The following is a 23,841-nucleotide window of genomic DNA, read 5'->3' as shown; positions in this document are numbered from 1 at the left end:
GTTGACTCTGGAATCAATCTTCCGTTGACGCGATGCGACACGGCCCATTAGATGCGCCTCACCTACGTCGGGAAGGTGAGGCACACATGGCTCGCGAGAAGCAGCGTAACGGTCACCGCAGGGTGGCCATCGTCCGCGGATTGCGGACGCCCTTCGTGAAGGCGGGAACCGACTTCGCGAAGCTCACCGCGCTGGACCTGGGCCGCATGGTGGTCCAGGAACTGGTGCAGCGCGCGGACATCGATCCCCAGGAGATCGACCAGGTGGTGTTCGGCCAGGTCATCCCCACACTCACCGCGCCGTCCATCGCGCGCGAGGTGGTGCTGGCCGCCGGGCTGCCGCGCAAGATTGAAGCGTTCACCGTGGCTCGCGCCTGCGCCACCTCCATCCAGGCCATGACGACGGCGGCCAATGCCATCTCGGTGGGCGAGGCGGACGTGGCGCTCGTGGGTGGCACCGAGTCCATGTCGGACGCGCCCATCTTCACCAGCCGTCCCCTGGCCCAGGCGCTGGTGGCCGCCTCCAAGGCCCGCAGCCTCCCGGAGAAGCTCAAGGCCTTCCAGACGCTCAAGCCGCGCGACCTGGTGCCCGTGCCCCCGGCCATCGCCGAGTACTCCACCGGCCTCACCATGGGCGAGAGCGCCGAGAAGATGGCCAAGGAGAACGGCATCTCCCGCCAGGAGCAGGACTCCATCGCCTTCACCTCGCACCAGAACGCCGCGCGCGCCTGGAAGGAGGGTTTCTTCGACCCCCAGGTGATGCACGTGGTGGTGCCGCCGAAGTACGAGAAGGTGTCGCAGAAGGACAACATCGTCCGCGAGGACACCAGCCTGGAGGCCCTCTCCCAGCTCCGGCCCGTGTTCGATCGCAAGTACGGCTCCGTCACCGCCGGCAATGCCTCGCCGCTCACCGATGGCGCCGCCGCGCTGCTGCTCATGAGCGAGGAGAAGGCGAAGGCGCTCGGCCTGGAGCCGCTCGGCTACCTGCGAGCCCATGCCTATGCCGCCACCGACCCCGGGGACCAGTTGCTCCAGGGCCCTGCGTACGCGGCCCCCATCGCGCTGCAGCGCGCGGGCATGAAGCTGTCGGACATCGACCTCGTGGAGATGCACGAGGCCTTCGCCGCCCAGGTGGCGAGCAACATCCAGGCGCTGGCCTCCAAGGAGTTCGCCCGGAAGGCCGGATGGAGCGCGCCGGTGGGCGAGGTGGACCGGACGCGTCTCAATCTGTCGGGCGGCTCCATCTCCATCGGTCATCCCTTCGGGGCCACGGGGGCGCGCATCGTCACCCAGGCCCTGCATGAGCTGAAGCGTCAGAACAAGAACACGGTGCTGTGCACCGTCTGCGCCGCCGGTGGCCTCGGAGCCGCGGTGGTCCTGGAGCGTGCGTGATGGCTGCCATGGTTGCTCAGGAGCTCGAGGCGAAGCAGGGCTTCACCTACCAGGTCGAGGACGGTGTCGCGCTCCTCGTGTTGGACTTGCCGGGCGAGCCGGTGAACACGCTCTCCCCGGACACGGGCGAGGTGTTCGCCAACCTGCTCACCCGCGCGGAGAAGGATCCCGCAGTGAAGGCGGTCGTCTTCACCTCCGGCAAGAAGGACAGCTTCGTGGCCGGAGCGAAGATCGACTTCCTCCAGACGCTCAAGTCCGCCGCCGAGGCCACCGCCGCCTCGCGTCAGGGGCAGCAGGGTTTCGATCGGCTGGAGGCGTTCTCCAAGCCGGTGGTGGCGGCCATCCACGGCGCGTGTCTGGGCGGCGGCCTGGAGTGGGCGCTCGCCTGTGACTACCGCATCGCCACCGACAGCCCGAAGACGACGCTCGGGCTGCCCGAGGTTCAGTTGGGCCTCATCCCCGGCGCGGGTGGCACCCAGCGGCTGCCGGCCCTCATCGGTGTGCAGGCCGCGTTGGACCTCATCCTCGCCGGCAAGAACGTGAAGCCGTCCAAGGCGAAGAAGCTGGGCCTGGTGGACGAGGTGGTGCCCGCGCCCATCCTCCGCTCCCTGGCCGTGCGCCGCGCCCGCGAGCTGGCCGAGGGCATGCTCAAGGTGGAGCGTCCCCGGGGCCAGGGCCTCAAGGCGGTGGCGCAGCAGGGCAAGAAGGGCCTGGGCGGGCTGCTGCTGGGGCTGACCAACAAGGAGATGTGGACCGAGGTCGCGCTCGAGGACAATCCGGTGGGCCGGAAGATCCTCTTCGACCAGGCGCGCAAGCAGTTGCGCAAGAAGACGCGCGGCAAGTACCCGGCGCCGGAGAAGGCGCTCGAGGCCATCCGCATCGGCGTGGAGTCCGGCCGCGCGGCGGGCCTGGAGGCCGAGGCGAAGTTCTTCGGCGAGCTGGTGGTGTCCGACGTCTCCAAGCGGCTGGTGGAGATCTTCTTCGCCACCACCGCGCTCAAGAAGGAGAACGGCACGGCCAGCGCGGACGTGAAGCCCCGCGAGGTGAAGAAGGTGGGCGTGCTCGGCGGCGGGCTGATGGGCGGTGGCATCGCCTACGTCAGCTCGGCGCTGCAGGGCGTGCCGGTGCGCGTGAAGGACAAGGATGACGCGGGCGTGGGCCGGGCCCTCAAGCAGGTGCAGGGTCTCTACGATGAGCGGGTGAAGAAGCGCTCGCTCACGTGGCGCGAGGCGGCCGCGAAGATGGCGCTCGTCACCGGCGGTACCGGCTACGAGGGCTTCAAGAGCGTGGACGTGGTCATCGAGGCCGTCTTCGAGGACCTGGCCCTCAAGCACCGCATCATCGGCGAGGTGGAGGCCGTCACCCGCGAGGACTGCATCTTCGCCTCCAACACCTCCAGCATCCCCATCACCGACCTGGCCAAGGGCTCCAAGCGGCCCGCGCAGGTCATCGGCATGCATTACTTCAGCCCGGTGAACAAGATGCCGCTGCTGGAGATCATCACCCACAAGGGCACCGCCGACTGGGTGACGGCCACCTGCGTGGAGGTGGGCAAGAAGCAGGGCAAGACGGTCATCGTCGTCAACGACGGGCCGGGCTTCTACACCTCGCGCATCCTCGCGCCGTACATGAACGAGGCCGCGCACCTGCTGGCCGATGGTGCCGACATCGCCGAGCTGGACAAGGCGCTCGTGGAGTTCGGCTTCCCCGTGGGCCCCATCACCCTGCTGGACGAGGTGGGCATCGACGTGGCGCAGAAGGTGGGCCCCATCATGGAGTCCGCCTTCGGCAAGCGCATGGCCGCGCCTCGCGCCCTGGAGAAGGTGGTGGCCGACGGACGGCTCGGCCGCAAGAACAAGAAGGGCTTCTACACCTACGACGGCAAGAAGAAGGAGGTGGACCCCACCGTCTACGAGCTCCTGCCGCACGGGAAGAACCGCAAGAGCCTCGACGCGCGCGAGATGGCCGAGCGGTGTGCCCTCCAGATGGTGAACGAGGCCGTGCGCTGCCTGGGTGAGGGGATTCTCCGCAGCGCGCGGGACGGTGACGTGGGCGCCATTTTCGGGCTCGGTTTCCCGCCGTTCCTCGGTGGCCCCTTCCGCTACGCGGATAGCCTCGGCCCCGCCGAGCTGCTGCGGCGCCTGGAGCACTTCCAGGACAAGTTCGGCGAGCGCTTCACCCCCGCGCCGTCCCTCGTGGAGATGGTGAAGGCGGGCAAGACGTTCTACCCGCGCTAGTCACCAGGCAGGGGAGGGCAGGGGGCTCGTGTGCTCCCCGCCCTCCCGTCCGCGTCAGTCGTCCACGGCGGGCAGCACGCCCACCTTGAGCGAGCTGGGGTGCGCCGCCGAGCGGTACACGCGGTGGAAGGCGCGCACGAAGTCCTCTTCCTTCGCCTCGAAGATGTTGGGCACGAAGGTCTGCGGGTTCCGGTCGATGAAGGGGAACCAGCTCGACTGCACCTGGATCATCACCCGGTGTCCGCGCTCGAAGGTGTGGAAGACGTCGTTGATGACGAAGCGCACCTTCGTCACCTCGCCCGGCTTGAAGGGCTTGGGCTCGCTGTAGCTGTCGCGGAAGCGGCCGCGGAACGGCTCGCCGCGCACCAGCGTCTGCTGGCCCCCGCGGTTGCGCCTGTCTTCGTCCGGCTCGCCCCACATCGGGCCGGGCATCTTGCCCGGGTTGACGTCCACCAGCTTCACCACCCAGTCCGCGTCGGTACCCGTGGTGGACACCCACAGCTCGGCCTCCAGCGGGCCCGCGAACGTCAGGTCCTTCTCCAGCGGCTCCGTCTGGTAGACGAGCACGTCCGGCCGGCGCGAGGCGAAGCGCTGATCCTCCGTCATGTAGTTCTTGGCCCAGCCCGTCGTCAGCTCCGTGGTGTAGGGCACCGGCTTGCTGGGGTCACTCACGTACTCGTCGAAGGACTCCTCGACGGCCTTGGGCGCGGAGTAGGTGAGGCCGCCCTTCGGCTGGAAGTAGAGCCGCGCCTCGCGCACGCCCTTGGGCGGCCACGTGTCGAAGCGCCTCCAGCGGTTGGCGCCCGTCTCGAACACCAGGGCCTCGGGCAGCTCCGGCTTGTCGCCTCCCTTGAGGTGGTGCTTGAAGAAGGCGAGCTCCAGCTCCTGGTAGAGCGCGCTCGTGCGGAAGCCGAAGTCGACGTCGCCGAGCCCGGAGCCGTCCCCGCGCGTCCAACCCCCGTGCGGCCACGGGCCCATGATGAGCGTGTTGGCGATGCCCGGGTTCTGCTTCTCGATGGCGGCGTAGGTGCGCAGCGGGCCGTACAGGTCCTCGGTGTCGTACCAGCCGCCCACCACCATCACCGCGGCCTTGATGTTCTTCAGGTGCGGCAGGAGGTTTCGCGCCTGCCAGAAGGCGTCGTAGTTGGGGTGCGCGATGATGTCCTTCCAGAAGGCGATGTCGCCCTTGAAGTGGCGCGTGTCCGCGTTGGACAGCGGGCCCAGGTCGAGGAAGAACTGGTAGCCGTCCGGCGTGCCGTGGTCGAAGCGGTCCCAGCTCTCCTTGACGATGGGCTGTGGCCGGGGCTTGCCGAACCCGGAGAAGAAGTTGAACGAGAGCGCCAGGTTGAAGGCGCCATGCCGGTGCATGTCGTCCCAGAACCAGTCGGCGATGGGGGCCTGCGGCGACACCGCCTTGAGCGCCGGGTGCGAGTCGATGGCGCCCGCCGACGCGTAGAAGCCCGGATACGAGATGCCCCACTGGCCCACGCGGCCGTTGTGGACCGGCACGTTCTTCAGCAGCCACTCGATGGTGTCGTACGTGTCGGTGCTCTCGTCGATGTCCTTGGGCCCGCTCTTCTTCGCCAGGTGCGGGCGCACGTTGATGAACTCGCCCTCGGACATGTTGCGGCCGCGCACGTCCTGCAAGGCGAAGATGAAGCCCTGCTTCTCGTACTCGGCGGTGGGCCCGAGCCCGCGCGCATACCGGTCCTGCCCGTACGGCGCCACCGAGTAGGGCGTGCGCGTGAGCAGGATGGGGTAGCGCTTGTTGGGGCTCGCGTCGTTGGGGATGTAGACGGACGTGAAGAGCCTCGTCCCGTCTCGCGTGGGGACGCGGTACTCGAACTTGGTGTAGCGCGAGCGGATGTAGTCGGCGCGCTCGGATGCGGCGTTGGGCTGCTGGGGCTTCGCGGCCTGGGCCCTCGCGGGACCGGCGAGCGCGACAAGCACGAGCACCGTGAGGCTACGGAACATGAGGTGCATGCACTCTCCTGTTGGGGAAGGCGGGCATTGTCGGTGAAGGGGGGCGATGCGGAAAGCGCCGTCTCATGCTCGTGGGGCAGGAGTGCCCCCGCACTCCATGTCCAGGGTCCGTCCTTGACCCCGGCGCCTTTCTGGACGATGCCTGCGCCGCATGCCTCGCTCCGCGTCACGTACCCTGGCCCTCGTCATCCTGGCCGCCGTCCTGGCCTGTGCCGTGTCCGGAGGGCTCGCCGCCTGGCGCTTCCACCACAAGAATCCCCAGGCTCCGGTGGTGGGGCTCGACGAGTACGTCGTCATGGGCTGGGTGGGTTGGGATTCCAGTTGGTACATGCGCATCGCGCAGGAGGGCTACAGCTTCACACCCGGTGAGCAGAGCTCCGTGGCCTTCTTCCCGCTCTACCCGCTGGCCATCCGCGCCCTCCAGGCGCTCGGGCCGGACGTGTACCAGGCCGGGGTGCTCGTCACCCTGTTGTGTGGACCGCTCGCCATCCTCCTCTTCCTGCGCTGGGCGCGTTTCCGGGCGGAGGAGCCCATCGCGCTCCAGGCCTCGCTGCTGCTCGCCCTCTACCCCTTCACCTTCTTCCTCTACGGGGTGATGTACTCCGACGCGCTCTTCCTCCTGCTGGTGGTGGGCGCCTTCCTGCTGCTGGAGAAGGGACACCTGGGGCTGGCCGTGCTGCTCGCCGCGGTGGCGACGGCGGCGCGGCCCGTGGCGCCCGCGGTGGTGCTCGGCCTGTTGGCCCGCCGGCTCGAGTGGAAGCGTGAAAGGGGAGAGCGCTGGACCGCGCTCGACTTCCTGCCCGTGCTGTCCGCCCTCGGCTTCCTCCTCTACATGCTCTACCTCGACAAGCAGTTCGGCGCGCCCTTCGCCTTCGCCGAGGCCCAGGCCGGGTGGGGACAGGAGCCCGGCTGGCGCTCCCTGCTGAAGCTGTCCTGGTTCAAGACCGTGTTCCTTCCCGGCGCCAACGCGGAGACCCGCCTGCGGTTGTGTCTCCACGCGCTGTTGACGCTGGGAGCGCTCGCGCTGGTGCGGCCCACCTTCCGGAAGCTCGGGTGGGGCTATGGCGTGTACTGCGCCGTGCTGGTGGTCATCCCCACGGTGACCACCAAGGACTTCATGGGCATGGGGCGCTACCTCATCTCCGCCTTCCCCCTCTTCCTCACCCTCGCGCTGCTGCTGCGCGAGCACCCGCGCGTGCGCCAGGGCCTCCTCGCCGTGGGAGCCGTGTCGCTCGTCCTCCTGTCGGCCGCCTTCGGCCTGGACCACTACATCTCGTGAACGCTCCTCTCGCCCCCGCCCTGGCGCTGTTCTCCCACCTCCCGTTGAGCGAGCGCTTCCACGTGCACGCCCGGGCCTTCTCCGCGCCGCTCGAGGCCGTTGCCTCCCGCGTGCCCTCCGGCGGCACGGTGGCCGATGTAGGTTGTGGTCACGGCCTGCTCTCCGCCCTCCTGGCCCTGGGCGACTCCCGGCGCATCGTGCATGGGGTCGATCCCGACCCACGCAAAATCGAGTGGGCCCGGAGCGGCCCCGGCCGTCTGCCCAACGTGAAGGCCGATGTGGGCACCGTGGAGTCGCTCGCCGAGCGGCTCCCCGGCCAGTTCGACGCCGTGGTGGTGAGCGACGTCCTCTACCTGCTCCCCATGGAGCGCTGGTCCGGCTTCCTGCGCGAGGCCCGGCGGCTGCTGCGTCCCGGGGGGCGGCTCCTCCTGAAGGAGGCCGAGGGGGACCGCTCCTGGAAGCACTACAAGTGCCTCGCCCAGGAGGTGGTGATGGTGAAGCTGCTCGGCCGGACGAAGGCCGGGGGCGCGCTGGTGCTCCAGCCGCGTGAGGCGATGGAAGCCCTGTTGCGTCAGTCCGGCTTCACCCCGCGCGAGACGGTGGAGCTGGGGGAGGGCTACTCCACGCCCCACATCCTCTATGTGGCGGAGGCCACCGCCGGAGACGGAGCGGCTTCCAGCGCGCCGTAGGTGGTCAGCTCCACCCCGAGCTGCTCGAGCCGGGCCCGCACCCGGGGGCTGGTGAGCGCGTCCAGCTCGGACTGCCAGCCGTACGTCCACGCCGGATCCTCCGGCACGTGCGGGCGGCCCTCACCGGGGTGGCAGCCCAGCTCGAAGTCTCCCGGGGGCAGCGACTCCAGCAGCGAGAGCAGGGCGGATTCGGTGAGCTGGCCCGCCTCGAAGATGCCACCCGCGCTCACCCGCCGGACTCCCGGCAGCGGCCCCGGCGCGCTCCGGGCCAGCAGCGACAGCAGGGACGTCTTCACCGCCGGCCCGGGAGCCCGCAGCCACGACATCCGCGGCAGCCGGTCCGGCCAGCGCAGGGGCAGCCCCTCCCGGAGTGCCAGGGCCTCCACCAGCGGGCGCACTCCGGGCAGCAGGTGCAGGTGTTGGTGGCCGTCCAGGTGGTCCACCTCCGCGCCCAGCTCCCGCGCGCGCCGCACCTGCGCGGCCAGCTCCAGCTCCAGCTCCTCGCGGCGCACCTGTCCGGTGAGCCAGGCCCGCGCGAAGTCCGCCCAGCTCCCGCGCAGGCGCCCCTCCGGGGCCATCGTGGGCACGTGCGAGGCGGGCGCCGCCGGGGGCAACCGGGTACAGAATGCCAGGTGGACGCCCAGGGCGAGGCCGCGTTTCCGGGCCTCGGGCACCGACTCCCGGGCGCTCGGGCCGCTCACCAGCACGGTCGCGCTGGTGACGATGCCCTCGCGGTGCGCCCGGAAGATGCCCGCGTCCAGGGCCGGGTGCAGCCCCAGGTCATCCGCGTTGACGACGAGGCGTGTGCGTGCCAGTCCCACCGCGCTACCCGTGGCCGCGCGCCTTCTCGCGCGCCGAGCCATGCAGCGGGGCCACCGACGGCGGCAGCCGCACCGGGCGCTTCGCCGCCTGCGGATGGCGCGTCTCCGGGTACAGCTTCGCCAGCTCCCGCACCATCTTCGCGATGACGGCGGGCGAGGACAGCGTGGAGATGCCGCGCGTGCGCGGGAAGTAGTCCACCCCCATCTGGAACACCTTGAATCCCTGGTGGATGGCCTTCACCACCAGCTCCGCGTCGATGAAGGAGCCCTGGCTGTTGAGCTCCACCGCCTCCAGCACCCGCCGGTGCATCACCTTGAAGCTGAAGTTGATGTCCTTCACGTGCACACCGAACAGCGTCCGGATGAGCAGGTTGTAGGCGAAGGAGTACACGATGCGCTTGGGCCCCTCGCTCGTGCGGTCGAACCGGAAGGCGCAGATCATGTCCGCCTCCAGGTACTTCATCAGGTGCAGCGCCCGCTCCAGCTCCTTCAAGTCGAAGGGCAGATCGATGTCCGAGTACACCACGATGTCCTTGGTGGACGCGGACAGGCCCGTGCGCATGGCCCCGCCCAGCTTCAGGTTGACCGGGTGCGTGATGACCCGGAGCTGGGGGATGCGCGAGGCCATCTCCTCGCAAATCTCCTGGGTGCGGTCCGTGGAGGCGTCGTTGACGACGATGATTTCGAAGTCATCCGTCAGCCGGGGGAGCACCTCCATGGCGCGCGAGACCGAGCGCTCCACATAGTCCTCCTCGTTCCAGGCGGGAAAGAAGAGGCTGATGCTGGGAGATTTACCCACGATGTGACCTCGGCGGTGTGCCCCTGTGACAGGCGTGGCGGAATCAGGGCGGGTGGCTATCAAACATCGCGGGGCAAGCGCAATCCAACGGTCGCGACTCCGCGCTCGGCCGTGGTAGCGTGAGGGCTTGGGTTGGTTTCGGGGATAGATGTGGGAGACAGGCGCCTCATTCTGTTGGTGGACGAAGTGCCCGAGCGGCAGGCCGAGCTGGCAAGCACTCTGGAGCAAGGGGGGTTCTCCGTCCGATTGGTATCGGCCGGGCCCGAGGCGCAGCGGCGCCTCGCCGAGACGGATCTCGTGCTCCTCGCCCTGGGTCCCGCCGGCGCGCCCTCGCGCGCGTTGCTGCAGCATTTGATGGCCCGGGACGACAATGGTTCCGGTCCCGGCATCATCGCGTTGGTGCCCGCGGAGGAGCGTGCCGCCGTCGTGGCCGTGCTGCGCCTGGGGGCCGAGGTGGTATGCACCCCGGTGGAGCCCGAGGAGTTGATGGCCCGCATGGAGCGCTGCCTCCGGGAGCGCCAGCGCGTCAACGAGCTGCTCACCCGGGTGACCTCCCTGGAGCGCCTGTCCGTCACCGACGGCCTCACCGGCGTCCACAACCACCGCTACTTCCAGGAGCGGCTGCGCGAGGAGTTCCGCCGCGCCCAGCGCTACGACGACACGCTGTCGCTCATCCTCATCGACCTGGACCACTTCAAGGCCTTCAACGACACCCACGGCCACCAGGTGGGTGACATCGTGCTGTGCGACGTGGCGGGCTCCCTGCAGCGCAGCGTGCGTGAGACGGATCTGCTCGCCCGCTATGGCGGCGAGGAGTTCGCCATCCTCCTGCCGCGCACCCCGTTGGCCGGCGCCCTCACCGTGGCCGAGCGTGTCTGGCGCGAGCTGGGCCAGCTTCACACCGGCCCCCAGCGCACCCTGCGTGTCACCGCTTCACTGGGTGTCTCCACCTTTCCCCACCACGCCGTCAGCAGCGCGGAGTTGCTGGTGCGTGCCGCTGACCAGGCCCTCTACCGTGCCAAGGACGAGGGCCGGAATCGCATCTGCCTCTACGTCGCCTCCTCCCCCTTCGACAGACTCGCCCCTCGCTAGCCCGTTCCCCGTACTCGGAGTGGGTCAACATTGACCCGATTCATGGGTCGGGGTATGGAGGGACCCAGGGTGGTCGCAAGCCCCGGGTGCGGAAGCACCCGGTATCAATGGGGTTTGCGAGGTGGCGGACGTTGGCAGCGTCATTGCAAATGCTCGGGTCTCGGACCCAGGACGAGGTTGCCACTGGAACTGGCGCAGACACAGGGAGCGGTGCCACGCGGTCGGCTGCTGCTGGTGGACGACGAGGAATACATCCTGAAGTCCATCCGGCGGGTGCTCCGTCGCGGCGATTGGCAGATCGAGACGGCCTCTGACGCGGAGGAGGGCCTCAAGGCCCTCGAACGCTTCACGCCCGAGGTGGTGATCTCCGACTTCAGGATGCCGGGGATGAACGGCGTGGAGTTCCTCAGCCGGGTGAAGGCGCAGGTGCCGCGGGCCCAGCGCATCATGCTCACCGGCCAGGCCGATCAGCAGGCCATCGAGGAGGCCATCAACCGGTCGGAGATCTTCCGGTTCATCTCCAAGCCTTGGAACGACAGCCATCTGGTGCTGACGGTCAAGAGCGCCTTCGAGCAGTACGCGCTCCAGGCGGAGAACGAGCGGCTGTTGCGGGTGACGCAGCAGCAGAATGAGGAGTTGCGGCGGCTCAACGCGGAGCTGGAGACGCGCGTGGCGTTGCGCACGCACCTGCTGAGCCAGGCCAAGCGCGAGTGGGAGCTGTCGTTCGACTCCATCGAGACGCCGCTGGCGGTGGTGCGCCGGGACTTCGGGGTGCGCCGCGCCAACCGGGCGTACTCGGACCTGGCCGGGGACAGGCTCAAGGAGCCGCTGTCCGAGCTGTCCGAGGAGGGTGCGGAGCCGCTGTGCCACAAGCTGATGTTCGACCGGGACACGCCGTGTCCGGGCTGTCCGCTGCCCGAGGCGCTGGAGGGCGGCAAGGGCGCGCGCGCGGAGATCAGCCAGCGGGGGCGCACCTACGCCATGGCGGCCTACCCGCTGACGACCGAGGGGCGCGCCGTGTGCTCCTACCGGGACATCAGCGACGAGCGCGAGATGACGCGCCGGCTCATCGACACGGAGAAGATGGCGGCGGTGGGCCAGCTCGCCGGCGGCGTGGCGCATGAAATCAACAACCCGCTGGGCGGCATCCTCGCCTTCGCGCAGTTGATGAAGCGCGACGAGGGCCGCAACGCCTCGGACCTGGAGTCGTTGGATCTCATCGAGGAGAGCGCGCTGCGCTGCAAGCGCATCGTCGAGAGCCTCCTGAAGTTCAGCCGCCACAGCCGGACGGAGGATCGCCGGGCCTTCCAGCTCAACAAGTGCGCGGAGGACTCGGCGGTGCTCTTCGGGGCCCAGCTCAAGGCGTACTCCAAGGTGAAGCTGGAGCTGCGCCTGGCGCCGGATCTTCCGGAGCTGTTCGGAGACCCGAGCCAGCTGTCGCAGGTGATGCTCAACCTGCTGCAGAACGGGCTGCACGCGCTGCCCTCCGCGGGGGGCGTGCTGTCCCTGGAGACGGGGAAGGATGGCGACCGGTGCTACTTCCGCGTCGCCGACACGGGCACGGGTATCGAGGAGCGCTACCTGGGCCACATCTTCGAGCCGTCGTTCACCACCAAGCCGCCCGGCCAGGGCACCGGCCTGGGCCTGTCGATCGCCTACCGCATCGTCGAGGACCACGGCGGCATCATCAAGGTGGACACCCAGATGGGTGAGGGCTCGCGTTTCACCGTCTACATCCCCATTCCCCTGCAGTTGGAGAGGTTGCCATGACGCCACAGCCAGTTGCTGCCCCCGGCGCCAGGCGCGCCAAGATCCTGGTCGTGGATGATGATCCGATCGTCCTCAAGGCGGTCACGTCCATCCTCAAGCGGGAGGACTACCAGGTCGTCTCCATCGACGATGCCGTGGAAGGCCTGACGGCGGCGAAGGATCCGTCCATCGACGTGGCCGTCCTGGACATCAAGATGCCCAACCTGTCCGGCATGGACCTGCTGCGCGGAATCAAGGCGGCACGGCCGGACGTGGAGGTCATCATGATGACGGCCTTCGCCACCGTGGAGACGGCGGTGGAGGCGGTGAAGGCGGGCGCGTACGACTACCTCACCAAGCCCTTCGAGAACATCGACGAAGTGAGCATGACGGTGGCCAAGGCCGCCGAGCGCAAGGCGCTGCGAGACAGGGCGCGGGCGCTGGAGGAGGCGCTCACCGCGCGCAACCAGTTCGAGGAGCTCATCGGCCAGTCGTCGCAGATGCGCGGCGTCTTCAAGCTGGTGGAGACGGTGAGCCACTCGACGGCCACGGTGCTCGTGCAGGGCGAGAGCGGCACGGGCAAGGAGCTGGTGGCCCGGGCCATCCACTACCGCAGCGCGCGCAAGGACAAGCCCTTCGTGGCCGTCAACTGCTCGGCGCTGTCGGACACGCTGCTGGAGAGCGAGCTGTTCGGCCACGTGAAGGGCAGCTTCACCGGGGCCACGTCCAACAAGAAGGGCCTCTTCGAGGCGGCCGACGGCGGCACCATCTTCCTGGACGAGATTGGCGACGTGCCTCCCGCCACCCAGGTGCGCCTGTTGCGCGTGCTCCAGGAGGGCGAGGTCAAGCGCGTGGGCGCCAACGAGCCGGTGAAGGTGGACGTGCGCGTCATCGCCGCCACGCACGTGGACCTGAACCGGGCCAAGGAGCAGGGCAAGTTCCGCGAGGACCTGTTCTACCGGCTCAACGTCATCACCATTGATCTGCCGCCGCTGCGGGACAGGCCCGAGGACGTGCCGCTGCTCGCGCACCACTTCCTCAAGCTGTACGCGGTGAAGGTGGGCAAGCGGGTGACGGGCTTCTCGCCGCGCGCCATGGAGGCCCTCACCTGCAACCGGTGGACGGGCAACGTGCGCGAGCTGGAGAACGTCATCGAGCGCGCGGTGGTGCTCACCTCCAAGGAAGTGCTGGAGGTCGACGACCTGCCACCGGGCTTCCAGGACGCGCCGCAGGCCGGGGCCCAGGTGGAGGTGTTCAGCCTGGCGCACCTGCCATACGCCCAGGCGAAGCGGCTGGCCATGCGCGCTTTCGAGCGGCGCTACCTCACGGCGCTGCTCGAGAAGCACAACCACAACGTCTCCAGCGCCGCGCGCGCCGCGGGCGTGGACCGCTCCAACTTCCGCCGCCTGCTCAAGCAGTACGAGGTGGCCGGGCGCTCCATGAAGCGCGGCAAGGACGGCGACGACGACGACGCCCTGGAGGCCGCCTCCTGAGTGTCGAGGGCTGAGGCCGCTCAGCCTTCCTCCCCCGGCTCGCGGGAGCGCTCCGCGAGCTGGCGTTGGATGTCCTCGTAGCGCTCGGCCAGCTCCCGCTCGAGGCCATTGTGCGTGGGCTGGTAGAAGTGCCGGCCCCGCAGGGCCTCCGGGAGGTAGTCCTCGGGGACGTAGTTGCCCTCGAAGTTGTGGGGGTACTTGTAGCCGGCGCCGTACCCCAGCGACTTCATCAGCTTCGTGGGCGCGTTGCGCAGGTGCAGGGGCACGGGCAGTGGCCCGCCCTCGGTGACGGCGGTGCGCGCCGCTGCGTACGCGGTAAGCACGGCGTTCGACTTGGGCGCCAGCGCCAGGTACGTCACCGCCTGGGTGAGGGGCAGGGTGCCCTCGGGCAGACCCACCAGCTCGAAGGCCCGGAGCGCGTCCACCGCCACGCTGAGGGCCCGGGGGTCCGCGTTGCCGATGTCCTCCGAGGCGAAGATGACCATGCGCCGGAGGATGAAGACGGGGTCCTCTCCCGCCTCCAGCATGCGCGTCATCCAGTAGAGCGCGGCGTCCACGTCCGAGCCCCGCATGGATTTGATGAAGGCGCTGATGACGTTGTAGTGCTCCTCGCCCGCCTTGTCGTACAGGAGTGCCTTGTGCTGCAGGGCCTCCTCGGCGCTGGCCTTGTCCACCCGGGAGCCCCCGTGCGCGGCCGCAGCCTCCAGCGCGGTGAGCGCCCGGCGCGCGTCGCCTCCCGAGGCCTGGACGATGAAGGTGAGGGCCTCTTCGTCCACCTCGACCCGGCCCCCGAGGCCCCTGGGGTCCCCCACCGCCCGGCGCAGCAGCGCCACCAGTTCCTCCTCCTCCAGCCCGCGCAGGGTGACGACCCGGGCGCGGGACAGGAGCGCGGCGTTCACCTCGAAGGAGGGGTTCTCCGTGGTGGCCCCGATGAGGGTGACGGTCCCCTTCTCCACGTGGGGCAGCAGCGCGTCCTGTTGCGCCTTGTTGAAGCGGTGGATCTCATCCACGAAGAGCAGGGTGCGCTGGCGGTGCATCCTCCAGCGCTCCTGGGCGCGGGCCACTGTCTCGCGGATGTCCTTCACGCCGGAGAGCACGGCGGAGAGGGACTCGAAGGCGGCGCCGGTGGAATGGGCGATGACGTGGGCGAGCGTCGTCTTCCCCGTCCCCGGGGGGCCCCAGAGGATGAGCGAGGGCACCTGGTCCTGCTGGATGGCCCGGCGGAGGAAGCGGCCCTCGCCCGTCAGGTGCTCCTGCCCCACGAAATCCTCCAGGCGGGTGGGGCGCATCCGCTCGGCGAGGGGGGCCAGGGTGGCCTGGTCCCTCTGGCTCGCGTGCTCGAAAAGGTCCATGGAGCAATCCTGGCGTCCGGGTCCCACGTGTCACAGGGTCATCGAAGCGGCCATTTCGTCCAGCGCCCCCCTGGCCGCCTGGACTAGAACCTGGACCCATCGTGCAGACCCTGTTGCTCGTCGCGAAGAAGGACAAGCCCGAGGCGGCGGAGCTGGCCGCTCGCATCCGGGAGCGCTACCCCACCCATGAGGTGCTGGGAGACCGGCTCCTGGCCCATACGCTCGGCTGGCCCCGGGTGGAGGACCGCGAGCTGGCCGCCCGGGCGGACCTGGTGGTGGTGCTGGGTGGAGATGGAACCCTCATCCACGCGGCCCGGCTGCTGGACGGACGCCCCACGCCGATTCTCGGCGTCAACCTGGGCAGCCTGGGCTTCATGACGGAAATCCCCGTCGAGGAGCTGTTCCTCTCCCTGGACGAGGTGCTCGCCGGCCGCTTCAAGACGGACTCGCGGATGAAGCTCTGCTCCCGGCTGGTGCGCGACGGCAAGGTGCTGGTGCAGGACGAGGTCCTCAACGACGTGGTCATCAACAAGGGCGCGCTGGCGCGCATCGCGGACCACGAGGTGTCCGTCGAGGGCGTGCCCATCGCCACGTACAAGGCGGACGGCGTCATCCTGTCCACGCCCACCGGCTCCACCGCGTACTCCCTGTCCGCGGGAGGGCCCATCGTGCACCCCTCGGTGGATTGCACGGTACTCACGCCCATCTGCTCGCACGCGCTCACGCACCGCCCCATCATCGTGCCGGCGGACCGGACCATCCGCATCACCCTGGCCAGCGATACGGCGGACACCTTCCTCACGCTGGATGGTCAGACGGGCCACGGCCTGCAGTGCGGCGACAGCATCGAGGTGGTGCGCTCGCCCAACCGGGTGAACCTGGTGCGCAACACCCGCGTGGGCTACTTCACCATCCTCCGGCAGAAGCTCCACTGGGGCGAGCGGTAGCGCGGGCGTGTTCGTCTTCCTGTCCAAGGTGTTGGATCTGCTGCTCGCGCCGCTCTCCTGGGGCCTGCTGCTGGGGCTGATGGGGCTGCTGCTGCGCCGGAGGCGGGCGCGGCTGGCGGCGGGACTGCAGGTGCTGGGGCTGCTGGTGGTGTACGTCTTCTCGCTCGAGCCCACGGCCACGGGTCTGCAGCGGTGGGTGGAGGCGGATGCGGTGTCCACGTACCGGCCGGACACGGTCTACGACGCCGTCATCGTGCTGGGTGGAGCGGTGGACGCGGACGCCACCGAGCGCTCGGGCCTGCCCGAGTACACCCACCCGGTGGAGCGGATCCTCCGCGGCTACGAGCTGCTGCTGCAGGGGAGGGCGCGCCAGGTGCTGATTGTGGGAGGAACGCTGGACACGCGGCCCGGAGCGCTGGTGGAGGCGGACATCCTGGCGCGGCAGTTGCGGCTGTGGGGAATCGAGCCGGAGCGGATGGTGCTGGAGAGGCGCAGCCGCAACACGCGGGAGAACGCGGTGGAGGCCGAGCGCCTCATCCGGGAGAAGGGCTGGCGGAAGCTGGTGCTGGTGACGAGCGCGGCGCACATGCCGCGGGCACTGGGCACCTTCGAGGCGGTGGGGCTGAAGCCGGACACGCTGGTGGTGGACGTGCGCGCGCACGACTGGCACCTGCGCGGGTCGTGGTGGCAGCCGCGGGCCTCCAACCTGTCGGCGGGGACGGATGCCCTGCGCGAGCTCTTCGGGCGCTTCGTCTACCGGCTGCGCGGCTGGGCCTGAGCCCCCTCACCACCCAGGCGGAGCCGCCGCCCCGGCGGGGAGCGGCTGGAGGAACGCGCTGTCGGCCAGGTCGAGCTGACTGCCTCCATGGCCGTAGTACTGGTCACGCCCGGAGTCGAGCACCACCCCAAGGGGGGAGTAGATGTCCCAATACGGATCCGACGTTCCCGGGCGGGGCGAGTACATCAAGTCCCTCGCCAGAGCGTAGACGTGGCCACTCGAGTGCTCGTTGGGGGCGGCATCGGGAACGAAGCCCAGCCCGTGCACCATCTCGTGCAGCATGGCGTATTCGATGTACCCGGGCACCGTGCTCGAATTTCCCACCGGGTTGGAGGCGCACGGGACCGGACTGCTGGGCAGTCCGTTGAGATAGAGGGCGACCACCTTGCCGATGATCACCGGGGGCCACGTGGCTCCGCCACACGCCCACTCGCTGGTGCCTCCGTAGTAGACCGCGTACAGCTTCCGGGTGTCGTTGATGACGCCCATGGCCGTCAGCTCCCGCTCGATGCGGTCGCGCACATAGGCATGGCCGGTGTTGATGTCACCGGTGGTGTCCGTGCCCTTCATCTGGGCATCGGTCTTCGACAGGCGCACGAACTGGATGTCCAGCACGGACGAGGACAGGTCGTAGCGAAACCCCGCCCCGTTCGTCGTCTGCGAGGTGAACCAGGTGTTCTGGGCCTGGACGGACCGGCAGATGGCCCCGTTGATATCGAGAGACCGATCCACCTCGTCCGAGGGCAGCACATAAAGGAACTTCACCTTGTAGTCCGTGGTGCTGTCGGCACGGTCGACGGTGCTGCGGGCGGTGGGGCAGGAGAACGTTCCCGGGGGCGGTGTTCCGCTGTCGGGGACGCCCGAGGTTCCGCTGTCGGGGACATCCGGTGTCCCACTGTCGGGGAGGCCCGAGGTTCCACTGTCGGGGAGGCCCGAGGTTCCGCTGTCAGCCACGTCTCCGGTGTTGCCGGGAGGCTCACCGACAATGCACCCGGCACTCCCCAGGGCCAGTGCCAGCACGGCGGACCTCATGAGTCCCGGTCCCAACCTGGACCTCTCCGGCATGCCCGTCATGGCCCCCCCTTTTGTGTGAGCTCGTGTGAGCTCCAGGCCCTGCGTCCTACTGCTGCTGCGCGCGCGCCGTGCCCGGGCAGGACACGACCTTCTTGTCCTCCTCGTGCTCCGTGTCGACCTTGCTCGCGACCTCACGAGCGCCCCCGCGCAGCCGCTCGATGCGGCCGGTGGTGGTGGGGGCAATGGCCTCGGCGGAGGCGAAGGCATCGCGCAGAACGTCCTGCGTGGTGCGGCCCTCGTCCGGAGCGACGCGGTACTTCGCGCCCTTGAACATGGAGTACCCGTCACCGCCGCCGGACATGTACGAGTTGGTGGCCAGCGTGTACGTGCGCTTCACGTCCAGCGGCTCGCCATTCACGGTGACTCGGACGATCCGATCGCCCGCGGGGCGGCACACGTCGAAGGCGTACTGGATGCCGGAGACCTGGGGGAAACGGCCGGGATCCGTCTCCTCGGCGCTGCGGCTGACACCGTGCTCGAGCGCCTGGCGCAGCACCGCGCCCGACACCTCGATGCTCACCACCGAGCCCGGGTAGGGGTGGATGGCCAGCACGTCGCGCCGGGTGAGCGGGCCCGGCCTCAGCACCGAGTCCGAGCGGATGGAGCCCCCATTGATGAGCGCCACCTCCGCGCCGGCGGCCTTGCGGTAGGCGTCCGCGACGAAGGAGGCCAGGTTCGTCTCGTGGCTGCGGTTGGAGCCCTCGAGGGCATCCAGAGGCACCTGCGTGCGGCCCACGGGCTGGGACAGATCGGCCATCATCGCGTCGTACTCGCGCATGGCGCTGGCGAAGGCGGGGTCCTCCGGCACCTCGGGCGTCACCGGCAGCGCGTCGAAGTCCATGCTCTTGAGCTTGCCGCTCTGGGTGCCCACATGCAGGGTGACGCGCCCCAGCTCCCGCGCCTCGGAGGACATCTTGACGATGGGCGTGCCGTTGGACACCGCCTGCATCATCACGTGCTCGTGGCCACCGATGATGAGATCGATGGGGGCGCAGCGGGCGAGCACCTTGTCCTCGGCGACGAACAGGTGCGTGAGCCCGATGACGATCTGCGCGCCCTGCTTGCGCATCTGCGGCACCAGCTCGCGCGCCTTGGCGCACGTGTCCGTGAAGAACACGTCCGGCCCCGGCTTGGAGCTGTACTTCGTCTTGCCCAGCAGCACCCCGAAGATGCCCACCTTCACGCCGCCCACGTCGCGGATGACGAAGGGCGGGGTGTCCGCGAAGGTGCGGCCCGTCTTCTTGTCCATGACGTTGGCGCCCAGCCAGGTGAAGCGGGACTCCTGGATGCGCTCGCGCATCACGTCGGGACCGAAGTCGAACTCGTGGTTGCCCAGCACCGCGAAGTCCAGGCCCAGCGCGTTCCACGCGTCGATCATCTGCTTGCCCTTGTGGAAGGTGGACTCCACGGAGGGCCCCAGCGTGTCACCGGCCATGAGGAACAGCGTGTTCGGCGACTCGGCGAGCACCTGCTTGCGCAGCGTGGAGAGCCGCCCCAGTCCGCCCCGGGCCCCGAAGTCCACCGGGGTGAACTGGTACACGTCGTTGACGTGCAGCAGCGTGAGCGTGACGGTGGGCTCCTCGTCCTGCGCCGCCTCGGTGGCCGCGTTGTCGGCGGGTTTGGGCTCCGCGGCCGTGGAGGACGCGGGGGCGCTCCCGGGCAACGAGGCGCAACCAGCGGCGAGAAGCAGGGCGGCCAGGAGGGTGGCCAGGGGGCTCGGCGTGCGGGACGGGAAGGACATGGGTGTTCGTCAGTGGGGCCAATGTCCCATTTCCGGCTCGCTTGTGCATCCTTTCGCGTGACCTTCCCGTAACGCGGTGTGGCGATGCCCGTCTCCTTCCTCGCCCGGGAGGCTTCACGGCTCCGGAGACGCTTCACTACGAGTGGGAGACGGGGACGGAGATGGAGCACGCCCGCTCGCTCGGGAAGCGGAGCTCAGACGGTGTAGCGGCGCCCCTGCGCGAGCGGCTCGATGTTGCTTGCCCCGAGGTCGAAGTCATCCGGGTAGTGGATGAGCCGCATCTTCGCGCGAAGGGTGGCGGGCAGCGCGGCCAGCTTCTCGTAGGGCGTGTGCACGCCGTAGTTCGTCTCGTGCACCACGAGGTCCGCTTCGGCGAGCCAGGAGATGAGGTCCTCGTCGTAGGCGGTGTCGGCGCTGTAACCCAGGCAGCGCCCGCCGGCGCGGATGCGCAGGGCCGTGGTGGGCACGTGGTGGTAGGTGAGGCGGCTCTCGATGGAGAAGGGGCCAAAGCGCACGGCGGCCTCGGTGGAGAGCGGGTGGGGCTCGAAGTAGTCCTCGAAGCCATGGCGCTGCGGCTCGCCGCCGGGCTTGCGGATGAGGTCCTCCATGCCCGCGGCGAGGTGGCCTTCCCACAACCGGCGCGTCACGTCCGGGTGGGCGAGCAGCTTCAGCTTCCGTTTGAGCACGAAGAAGGAGAAGTATCCGAGCCCCTCCACGCCGGAGCTGTGGTCCGCGTGCAGGTGGGTGAGGACGAGGCCCGACACGCGGTCCGCGTCCAGCTCCACACCCGAGGAGAGGCTGGCCTCGCGCATCATCTTGCGGATGGGGTGGGGGCAGTCGATGAGCAGCACCTGGCCCTCGGCTTCGAGCGCCAGACACGAGGAGTAGTGCAGCGCGGAGAAGGCATCGCCAACGCCGAGGGTGACGAAGGACAGGCTCATCACGGGCTCCGGAGGGAAGGGGGACTCAACCGAGACCGCAGTTTCGCCGCGACGGCGGGCGGGCAGAAGCCGGAAACGTCCTCGCCGCGCGCCAGCTTCTCCTTGAGGCTGCTGCTGCTCACCTCGGCGAGGTGGGACTCGGCGGGAAGGAAGAGGGTGGCCAGGTCCGGGGCGAGCGCGCGGTTGGCCTGGGCCAGCGTCGTTTCGAACTGGGCATCCGTGGCGCCACGCACCCCGCGCAGCAGCACGCTGGCGCCGATGGCCCGCGCGTAGTCCACGATGAGGCCCTCGGTGCTGGCCACGGTGACGTTGGGGTGGAGCGCCACCACCTCGCGCAGCAATTCCACGCGCTCGGCCACGGAGAGGAGGGTGCGCTTCTCGGGGTTGATGGCCACCACCACCACGACATGGCCGAAGAGGCGCGCGGCCTGACGGATGACGGAGAGGTGGCCAGCGGTCACCGGGTCGAAGCTGCCGGCGTAGACGGCGATGGTCATCACGACACCTCCGGGTGAGCCCCGGGCGCGAGCGTCCGGGGAGGATGGAAGGTGAGGGCCACCCAGACGACGGCCAGGGCGCAGACGGCCGCCGAGAGCGTGAAGTGCCACGCGTAGCCGAAGGCCTGTGCGCTGAAGCCACTCACGGCCGCGGCGGCGCCGGTGGCGAACACCACGAGCGAGGCCTGCAGCGTGTAGTCGGACGCGGCGTGCTCCGGGCGGCACTGGTCCATCATCACCGTGAAGAGGGTGGCGGTGGCCATGCCGCTCGCCAGGTGCTCCACGCCGCAGACGAGGGCGAGCACGGGCACGGAGGCACCGAGCGCGGCCAGGGCGTAGAGGAGCACCGCCGCCGCCTGCAGCGTGCCGAAGACGAGCAGCGCGCGCCGTTGGCCCAGCCGGTTGACGAGCGCCCCGCCGATGAGCGCGCCCAGCAGCCCCGTGGTGAAGCCCACGATGCCGAGCATCCACCCCACCTGGGCCAGTTCCAGCCCCACGTCGACGAGGAAGGTGCGCAGCATGCCCGTGGCCAGGTGCTCGCCCGCCTTGAAGAGGACGAGCAGGGTGAGCCACGTGCCCGCGCCGGGACGCCGCGTCCAGGACAGCAGGGATTCGCGGAGCCAGGGCCCGAGGCCCGCGGCCTCGTGTCCGGACGCGGGGGAGGGGGGCTCGCGGAACAGGGCCACCGGCACCGTGGCCACGAGCAGCATCACGCCCATGCTCAGCAGGGTGGAGCGCCAGCCCAGGGTGTCGATGAGGATGAGCATCAGCCCGCCGCCGAGGATCATCCCCACGCGGTAGCCGGCCACCTGGATGCCGTTGCCCCAGCCGCGCTCGTGGCGCTCGAGCAGCTCCACCGCGAGCCCGTCGGTGGCCACGTCCTGCGTGGCCGCCAGCACGTTGACGAGCAGCACGGCTCCGAGGAGCGCGGGGATGCTCACCGTGCCCTCGGGAAGGGCGAGCCCCAGGAGCAGCACCGCCGAGAGGAACTGAAGCGGGAGGATGTAGCCGCGCCGCCGGCCCAGGCGCTCCGAGCCGTACCGGTCCATGAGCGGGGCCCAGAGGAACTTGAGCGCCCAGGGCAGCGCGAGCAGGTTCGCCAGGCCGATGTCCGGCAGCGACATGCCCTGTTTGCGCAGCAGCACGGGCAGCGTCTGGGTGAAGAAGCCGAAGGGCAGGCCCTGCGAGAGGTAGAGGCTCGTGAGCAGCCCGAGCTTCATGGGAGTGTTCAGCGAGGTCTTCATGTGCCCTCCGGAGACTCGGCCGCGTCGAGCAGCCCCGCGGCCATGCGTTTCACCGTGCCCGCGGCGGAGCCCGCAGGCGTGAGGCCCGGTGCCGCCGTCGAGAGGACGAAGTAGCCCTGCACCGCCGCGAAGAGGCCCGCCGCCACCGCTCGCGCCCGCCGGCGGCCGATGACCGCGCCCACCAGCTCCTCCAGGAGCTCGAGGTCCGCGCGCACCACCTTTTCGTAGGCCGCGCGCACCTCGGGCTGCCGCACGGCCTCCGCGCTGATGGTCACCCACGCGGCCACCGAGGCGGGGTCCGCGTCCTCTCCCGTGGCCAGGAATGCGTCGAGGAACGCGTCCACCTGCGCCCGCGCTCCGCCCTTCACCCGCTCCAGCCGCGTCTTCACCCGCTCGCGCACGCGCCCCGCGAGTTGCTCCACCAGCGTCAGGAGGATCTCCTGCTTCTCCGTGAAGTGGTAGTGCACCAGTCCCGGGCTGAGTCCCGCCGCCTTCGCGATTTCCGCGATGGACGCGCGCTCGTAGCCGCGCTCGGCCATGACGCGCAGCAGACCCTCGACGATCTGCTGCCGGCGCTCCTCCGTGTTCGATGGGCGGGCCATCCGCGGCTCCGTTTCTAGGTTGGTCAACCAACTTATAATTCCGTGGACCCAGGGCGTCAACTGGGACTGCGGGGTTCAACCTGGGGTGCGAGCTACCCTCACCCCGTCCCTCTCCCGAGGGGAGAGGGGAGGGGGCGCGCGTTGGAGCTCAGAAGGCCACGCAGGCGGTGGTGTCGATGCGCAGGACTGCCTCCTGGTTGAATTGCTGCTTGAACGCGTCGCGGATGGCGTCGATGTCCTTCGAGCGCCCACTGCTGCCGTCGTGCAGGAGGATCATGAGCTTGCTGTTCTCCTTGACCAGCTCGCCCGTCGCCATGAGGTACTGCCCGCCGGCGTCGACGATGGTCAGCCCCTCCTTGAAAAGAGGCGTGACGGAGGTGTCGACGAAGCCCTGCCACTCGGTGTCGCTGATAGGCGGCGCGCCGTCGCGGTCCAGGCCGAACAGCAACTCCGTGCGCGCCTGCTGTGCACCGACGAGGCAGGCGGCTTCCGGCTCTCCGCAAGCGGAGGTGAGCACGGCGAGGGAGAGCAGGACGGGCGTCAGCAGGCGGGGGAAGTGCATGACGGCCCGTTGTAGCGAAAAGTTCCTGCTGCTTCCAGGTGAGCCCCTTCCGTGCGAGAGCCGCGCTCGGACCTTCTCGTGGCCTGGCCGCTCGCGCCCAGGCGCCTCAATAGTCGTAGTCGATGGCGTGGCGTTCCCAGTCGAGCTCCCTCAGGTGCTTCATCACCACGGGGTCGATGGGGAAGGCGAACTCGTCCTGGAACCAGAGCACGGCCAGCCCTGAGTAGTCCTTGGAGGGGTCACTGGCCTCGTAGTGCGAATAGAAGCGGGCGACGCAGACCACCGGGGGGAGGAGCATCGGCTGACTGCTTTCGGCGAACGGGGGGCGTGGCTCCCCGATGGGCCGCTCGGGAGGAGGGATCAAGTAGGGCGCGTACCCATTGGAGTGTTTGCGTGCCCTCTCCAGGAAGCGTTCGACGATACGCTGGCTGTCCTCCCATTTCGGAACTCCCGGAATCGGCTCCTCGTACACCAGCGACTGCTCGAGGAACCGCAAGTGGATGGTCCGGCCCGATACCAGCTCTATTGTGTTCTGTTTCGGCATGGTTGTTCCCGGGGAATGGCCCTCAC

At 69.3% G+C, this 23,841-nt stretch carries 21 protein-coding genes; 9 read left to right on the top strand and 12 right to left on the bottom strand.

All coding sequences use genetic code 11. The annotated features are described in order from the left end of the window. Window positions 1–86: 86 nt before the first annotated feature. Both fadI and fadJ read left to right on the top strand, forming a co-directional pair. Window positions 87–1,391, top strand: a complete 1,305-nt coding sequence (fadI, locus tag BO221_RS20185; RefSeq protein WP_073562105.1) for an acetyl-CoA C-acyltransferase FadI — start codon at window positions 87–89, stop codon at window positions 1,389–1,391. Further along, the gene (fadJ, locus tag BO221_RS20180; protein WP_073562104.1) at window positions 1,391–3,628 is read left to right on the top strand and encodes a fatty acid oxidation complex subunit alpha FadJ; all 2,238 of its coding nucleotides are present in this window, start codon (window positions 1,391–1,393) and stop codon (window positions 3,626–3,628) included. Before fadI ends, fadJ begins: the two co-directional genes overlap by 1 nt. A 54-nt stretch (window positions 3,629–3,682) precedes the next feature. On the opposite strand, the gene BO221_RS20175 is transcribed toward fadJ, so the two are convergent. Beyond that, entirely contained in the window at window positions 3,683–5,602 is a 1,920-nt protein-coding gene (locus BO221_RS20175) for a CocE/NonD family hydrolase (RefSeq protein WP_073562351.1), read from the bottom strand. 160 nt (window positions 5,603–5,762) lie between these two features. On the opposite strand from BO221_RS20175, the gene BO221_RS20170 reads away from it, so the two are divergent. Then, window positions 5,763–6,890 carry a mannosyltransferase family protein gene (locus tag BO221_RS20170; protein ID WP_073562103.1) on the top strand — a complete coding sequence of 376 codons (1,128 nt, stop codon included), beginning with the start codon at window positions 5,763–5,765 and terminating at the stop codon, window positions 6,888–6,890. Further along, window positions 6,887–7,579, top strand: coding sequence for a bifunctional 2-polyprenyl-6-hydroxyphenol methylase/3-demethylubiquinol 3-O-methyltransferase UbiG (locus tag BO221_RS20165; RefSeq protein WP_073562102.1), 693 nt, complete (start codon window positions 6,887–6,889; stop codon window positions 7,577–7,579). The genes BO221_RS20170 and BO221_RS20165 overlap by 4 nt, the downstream gene beginning before the upstream one ends. Here BO221_RS20165 and BO221_RS20160 read toward each other — a convergent pair. Beyond that, window positions 7,528–8,442, bottom strand: coding sequence for a carbohydrate deacetylase (locus tag BO221_RS20160; protein WP_073562101.1), 915 nt, complete (start codon window positions 8,440–8,442; stop codon window positions 7,528–7,530). The two genes, BO221_RS20165 and BO221_RS20160, sit on opposite strands and share 52 nt — an antisense overlap. Next, complete coding sequence (locus tag BO221_RS20155; protein ID WP_073562100.1) at window positions 8,405–9,199, bottom strand: glycosyltransferase family 2 protein; 795 nt, start codon at window positions 9,197–9,199, stop codon at window positions 8,405–8,407. The genes BO221_RS20160 and BO221_RS20155 overlap by 38 nt, the downstream gene beginning before the upstream one ends. Before the next feature lie 150 nt (window positions 9,200–9,349). On the opposite strand from BO221_RS20155, the gene BO221_RS20150 reads away from it, so the two are divergent. From BO221_RS20150 to BO221_RS20140, 3 genes are all read left to right on the top strand, one after another. Continuing rightward, a complete protein-coding gene (locus tag BO221_RS20150; RefSeq protein WP_233166171.1) occupies window positions 9,350–10,291 on the top strand; it encodes a diguanylate cyclase in 942 nt (313 codons plus the stop codon). Between the two features lie 210 nt (window positions 10,292–10,501). Continuing rightward, on the top strand, window positions 10,502–12,061 hold the full coding sequence (locus BO221_RS20145) for a response regulator (RefSeq protein WP_198956149.1): 1,560 nt from the start codon (window positions 10,502–10,504) through the stop codon (window positions 12,059–12,061). Then, window positions 12,058–13,533, top strand: coding sequence for a sigma-54 dependent transcriptional regulator (locus BO221_RS20140; RefSeq protein ID WP_073562097.1), 1,476 nt, complete (start codon window positions 12,058–12,060; stop codon window positions 13,531–13,533). The genes BO221_RS20145 and BO221_RS20140 overlap by 4 nt, the downstream gene beginning before the upstream one ends. A 20-nt stretch (window positions 13,534–13,553) precedes the next feature. On the opposite strand, the gene BO221_RS20135 is transcribed toward BO221_RS20140, so the two are convergent. Then, entirely contained in the window at window positions 13,554–14,885 is a 1,332-nt protein-coding gene (locus tag BO221_RS20135) for a replication-associated recombination protein A (RefSeq protein WP_073562096.1), read from the bottom strand. 101 nt (window positions 14,886–14,986) lie between these two features. Between BO221_RS20135 and BO221_RS20130 the strand changes: the two genes are divergently transcribed. Together BO221_RS20130 and BO221_RS20125 are read left to right on the top strand one after the other, a co-directional pair. Further along, on the top strand, window positions 14,987–15,832 hold the full coding sequence (locus tag BO221_RS20130) for an NAD(+)/NADH kinase (protein ID WP_073562095.1): 846 nt from the start codon (window positions 14,987–14,989) through the stop codon (window positions 15,830–15,832). Between the two features lie 7 nt (window positions 15,833–15,839). Next, window positions 15,840–16,610 carry a YdcF family protein gene (locus tag BO221_RS20125; protein WP_073562094.1) on the top strand — a complete coding sequence of 257 codons (771 nt, stop codon included), beginning with the start codon at window positions 15,840–15,842 and terminating at the stop codon, window positions 16,608–16,610. A gap of 6 nt (window positions 16,611–16,616) precedes the next feature. Here BO221_RS20125 and BO221_RS53850 read toward each other — a convergent pair whose 3' ends face one another. From BO221_RS53850 to BO221_RS20085, 8 genes are all read right to left on the bottom strand, one after another. Beyond that, window positions 16,617–17,642, bottom strand: coding sequence for a hypothetical protein (locus tag BO221_RS53850; protein WP_073562093.1), 1,026 nt, complete (start codon window positions 17,640–17,642; stop codon window positions 16,617–16,619). Between the two features lie 88 nt (window positions 17,643–17,730). Further along, window positions 17,731–19,425, bottom strand: a complete 1,695-nt coding sequence (locus BO221_RS20115) for a bifunctional UDP-sugar hydrolase/5'-nucleotidase (RefSeq protein ID WP_073562092.1) — start codon at window positions 19,423–19,425, stop codon at window positions 17,731–17,733. 194 nt (window positions 19,426–19,619) lie between these two features. Continuing rightward, window positions 19,620–20,366, bottom strand: coding sequence for an MBL fold metallo-hydrolase (locus BO221_RS20110; protein ID WP_073562091.1), 747 nt, complete (start codon window positions 20,364–20,366; stop codon window positions 19,620–19,622). Continuing rightward, complete coding sequence (gene coaD, locus BO221_RS20105; RefSeq protein WP_073562090.1) at window positions 20,366–20,863, bottom strand: pantetheine-phosphate adenylyltransferase; 498 nt, start codon at window positions 20,861–20,863, stop codon at window positions 20,366–20,368. Before coaD ends, BO221_RS20110 begins: the two co-directional genes overlap by 1 nt. Beyond that, window positions 20,863–22,107: an MFS transporter gene (locus BO221_RS20100; RefSeq protein WP_233166170.1), complete on the bottom strand. Its 1,245-nt coding sequence runs from the start codon at window positions 22,105–22,107 to the stop codon at window positions 20,863–20,865. Before BO221_RS20100 ends, coaD begins: the two co-directional genes overlap by 1 nt. Further along, window positions 22,104–22,709 carry a TetR/AcrR family transcriptional regulator gene (locus tag BO221_RS20095; RefSeq protein ID WP_073562089.1) on the bottom strand — a complete coding sequence of 202 codons (606 nt, stop codon included), beginning with the start codon at window positions 22,707–22,709 and terminating at the stop codon, window positions 22,104–22,106. Before BO221_RS20095 ends, BO221_RS20100 begins: the two co-directional genes overlap by 4 nt. Before the next feature lie 148 nt (window positions 22,710–22,857). Continuing rightward, on the bottom strand, window positions 22,858–23,271 hold the full coding sequence (locus BO221_RS20090) for a DUF3574 domain-containing protein (RefSeq protein ID WP_073562088.1): 414 nt from the start codon (window positions 23,269–23,271) through the stop codon (window positions 22,858–22,860). A gap of 106 nt (window positions 23,272–23,377) precedes the next feature. Continuing rightward, window positions 23,378–23,815 (bottom strand): hypothetical protein, encoded by a 438-nt coding sequence (locus tag BO221_RS20085; protein ID WP_143195566.1) that lies wholly within the window; start codon window positions 23,813–23,815, stop codon window positions 23,378–23,380. Between the last annotated feature and the right edge of the window lie 26 nt (window positions 23,816–23,841).

This window comes from Archangium sp. Cb G35 (assembly GCF_001896145.1).
Classification (GTDB): Bacteria; Myxococcota; Myxococcia; order Myxococcales; family Myxococcaceae; genus Archangium; species Archangium violaceum.
This window is presented reverse-complemented; position numbering and strand designations above follow the sequence as displayed.

Bases quoted from the DNA above. Each gene is read 5' to 3' on its own strand.
- fadI (WP_073562105.1), top strand. From the start codon at position 87: ATGGCTCGCGAGAAGCAGCGTAACGGTCACCGCAGGGTGGCCATCGTC.
- fadJ (WP_073562104.1), top strand. From the start codon at position 1,391: ATGGCTGCCATGGTTGCTCAGGAGCTCGAGGCGAAGCAGGGCTTCACC.
- BO221_RS20175 (WP_073562351.1), bottom strand. From the start codon at position 5,602: ATGTTCCGTAGCCTCACGGTGCTCGTGCTTGTCGCGCTCGCCGGTCCC.
- BO221_RS20170 (WP_073562103.1), top strand. From the start codon at position 5,763: ATGCCTCGCTCCGCGTCACGTACCCTGGCCCTCGTCATCCTGGCCGCC.
- BO221_RS20160 (WP_073562101.1), bottom strand. From the start codon at position 8,442: ATGGCTCGGCGCGCGAGAAGGCGCGCGGCCACGGGTAGCGCGGTGGGA.
- BO221_RS20140 (WP_073562097.1), top strand. From the start codon at position 12,058: ATGACGCCACAGCCAGTTGCTGCCCCCGGCGCCAGGCGCGCCAAGATC.
- BO221_RS20135 (WP_073562096.1), bottom strand. From the start codon at position 14,885: ATGGACCTTTTCGAGCACGCGAGCCAGAGGGACCAGGCCACCCTGGCC.
- BO221_RS53850 (WP_073562093.1), bottom strand. From the start codon at position 17,642: ATGAGGTCCGCCGTGCTGGCACTGGCCCTGGGGAGTGCCGGGTGCATT.
- BO221_RS20115 (WP_073562092.1), bottom strand. From the start codon at position 19,425: ATGTCCTTCCCGTCCCGCACGCCGAGCCCCCTGGCCACCCTCCTGGCC.
- BO221_RS20110 (WP_073562091.1), bottom strand. From the start codon at position 20,366: ATGAGCCTGTCCTTCGTCACCCTCGGCGTTGGCGATGCCTTCTCCGCG.
- coaD (WP_073562090.1), bottom strand. From the start codon at position 20,863: ATGACCATCGCCGTCTACGCCGGCAGCTTCGACCCGGTGACCGCTGGC.
- BO221_RS20100 (WP_233166170.1), bottom strand. From the start codon at position 22,107: ATGAAGACCTCGCTGAACACTCCCATGAAGCTCGGGCTGCTCACGAGC.
- BO221_RS20095 (WP_073562089.1), bottom strand. From the start codon at position 22,709: ATGGCCCGCCCATCGAACACGGAGGAGCGCCGGCAGCAGATCGTCGAG.
- BO221_RS20090 (WP_073562088.1), bottom strand. From the start codon at position 23,271: ATGCACTTCCCCCGCCTGCTGACGCCCGTCCTGCTCTCCCTCGCCGTG.
- BO221_RS20085 (WP_143195566.1), bottom strand. From the start codon at position 23,815: ATGCCGAAACAGAACACAATAGAGCTGGTATCGGGCCGGACCATCCAC.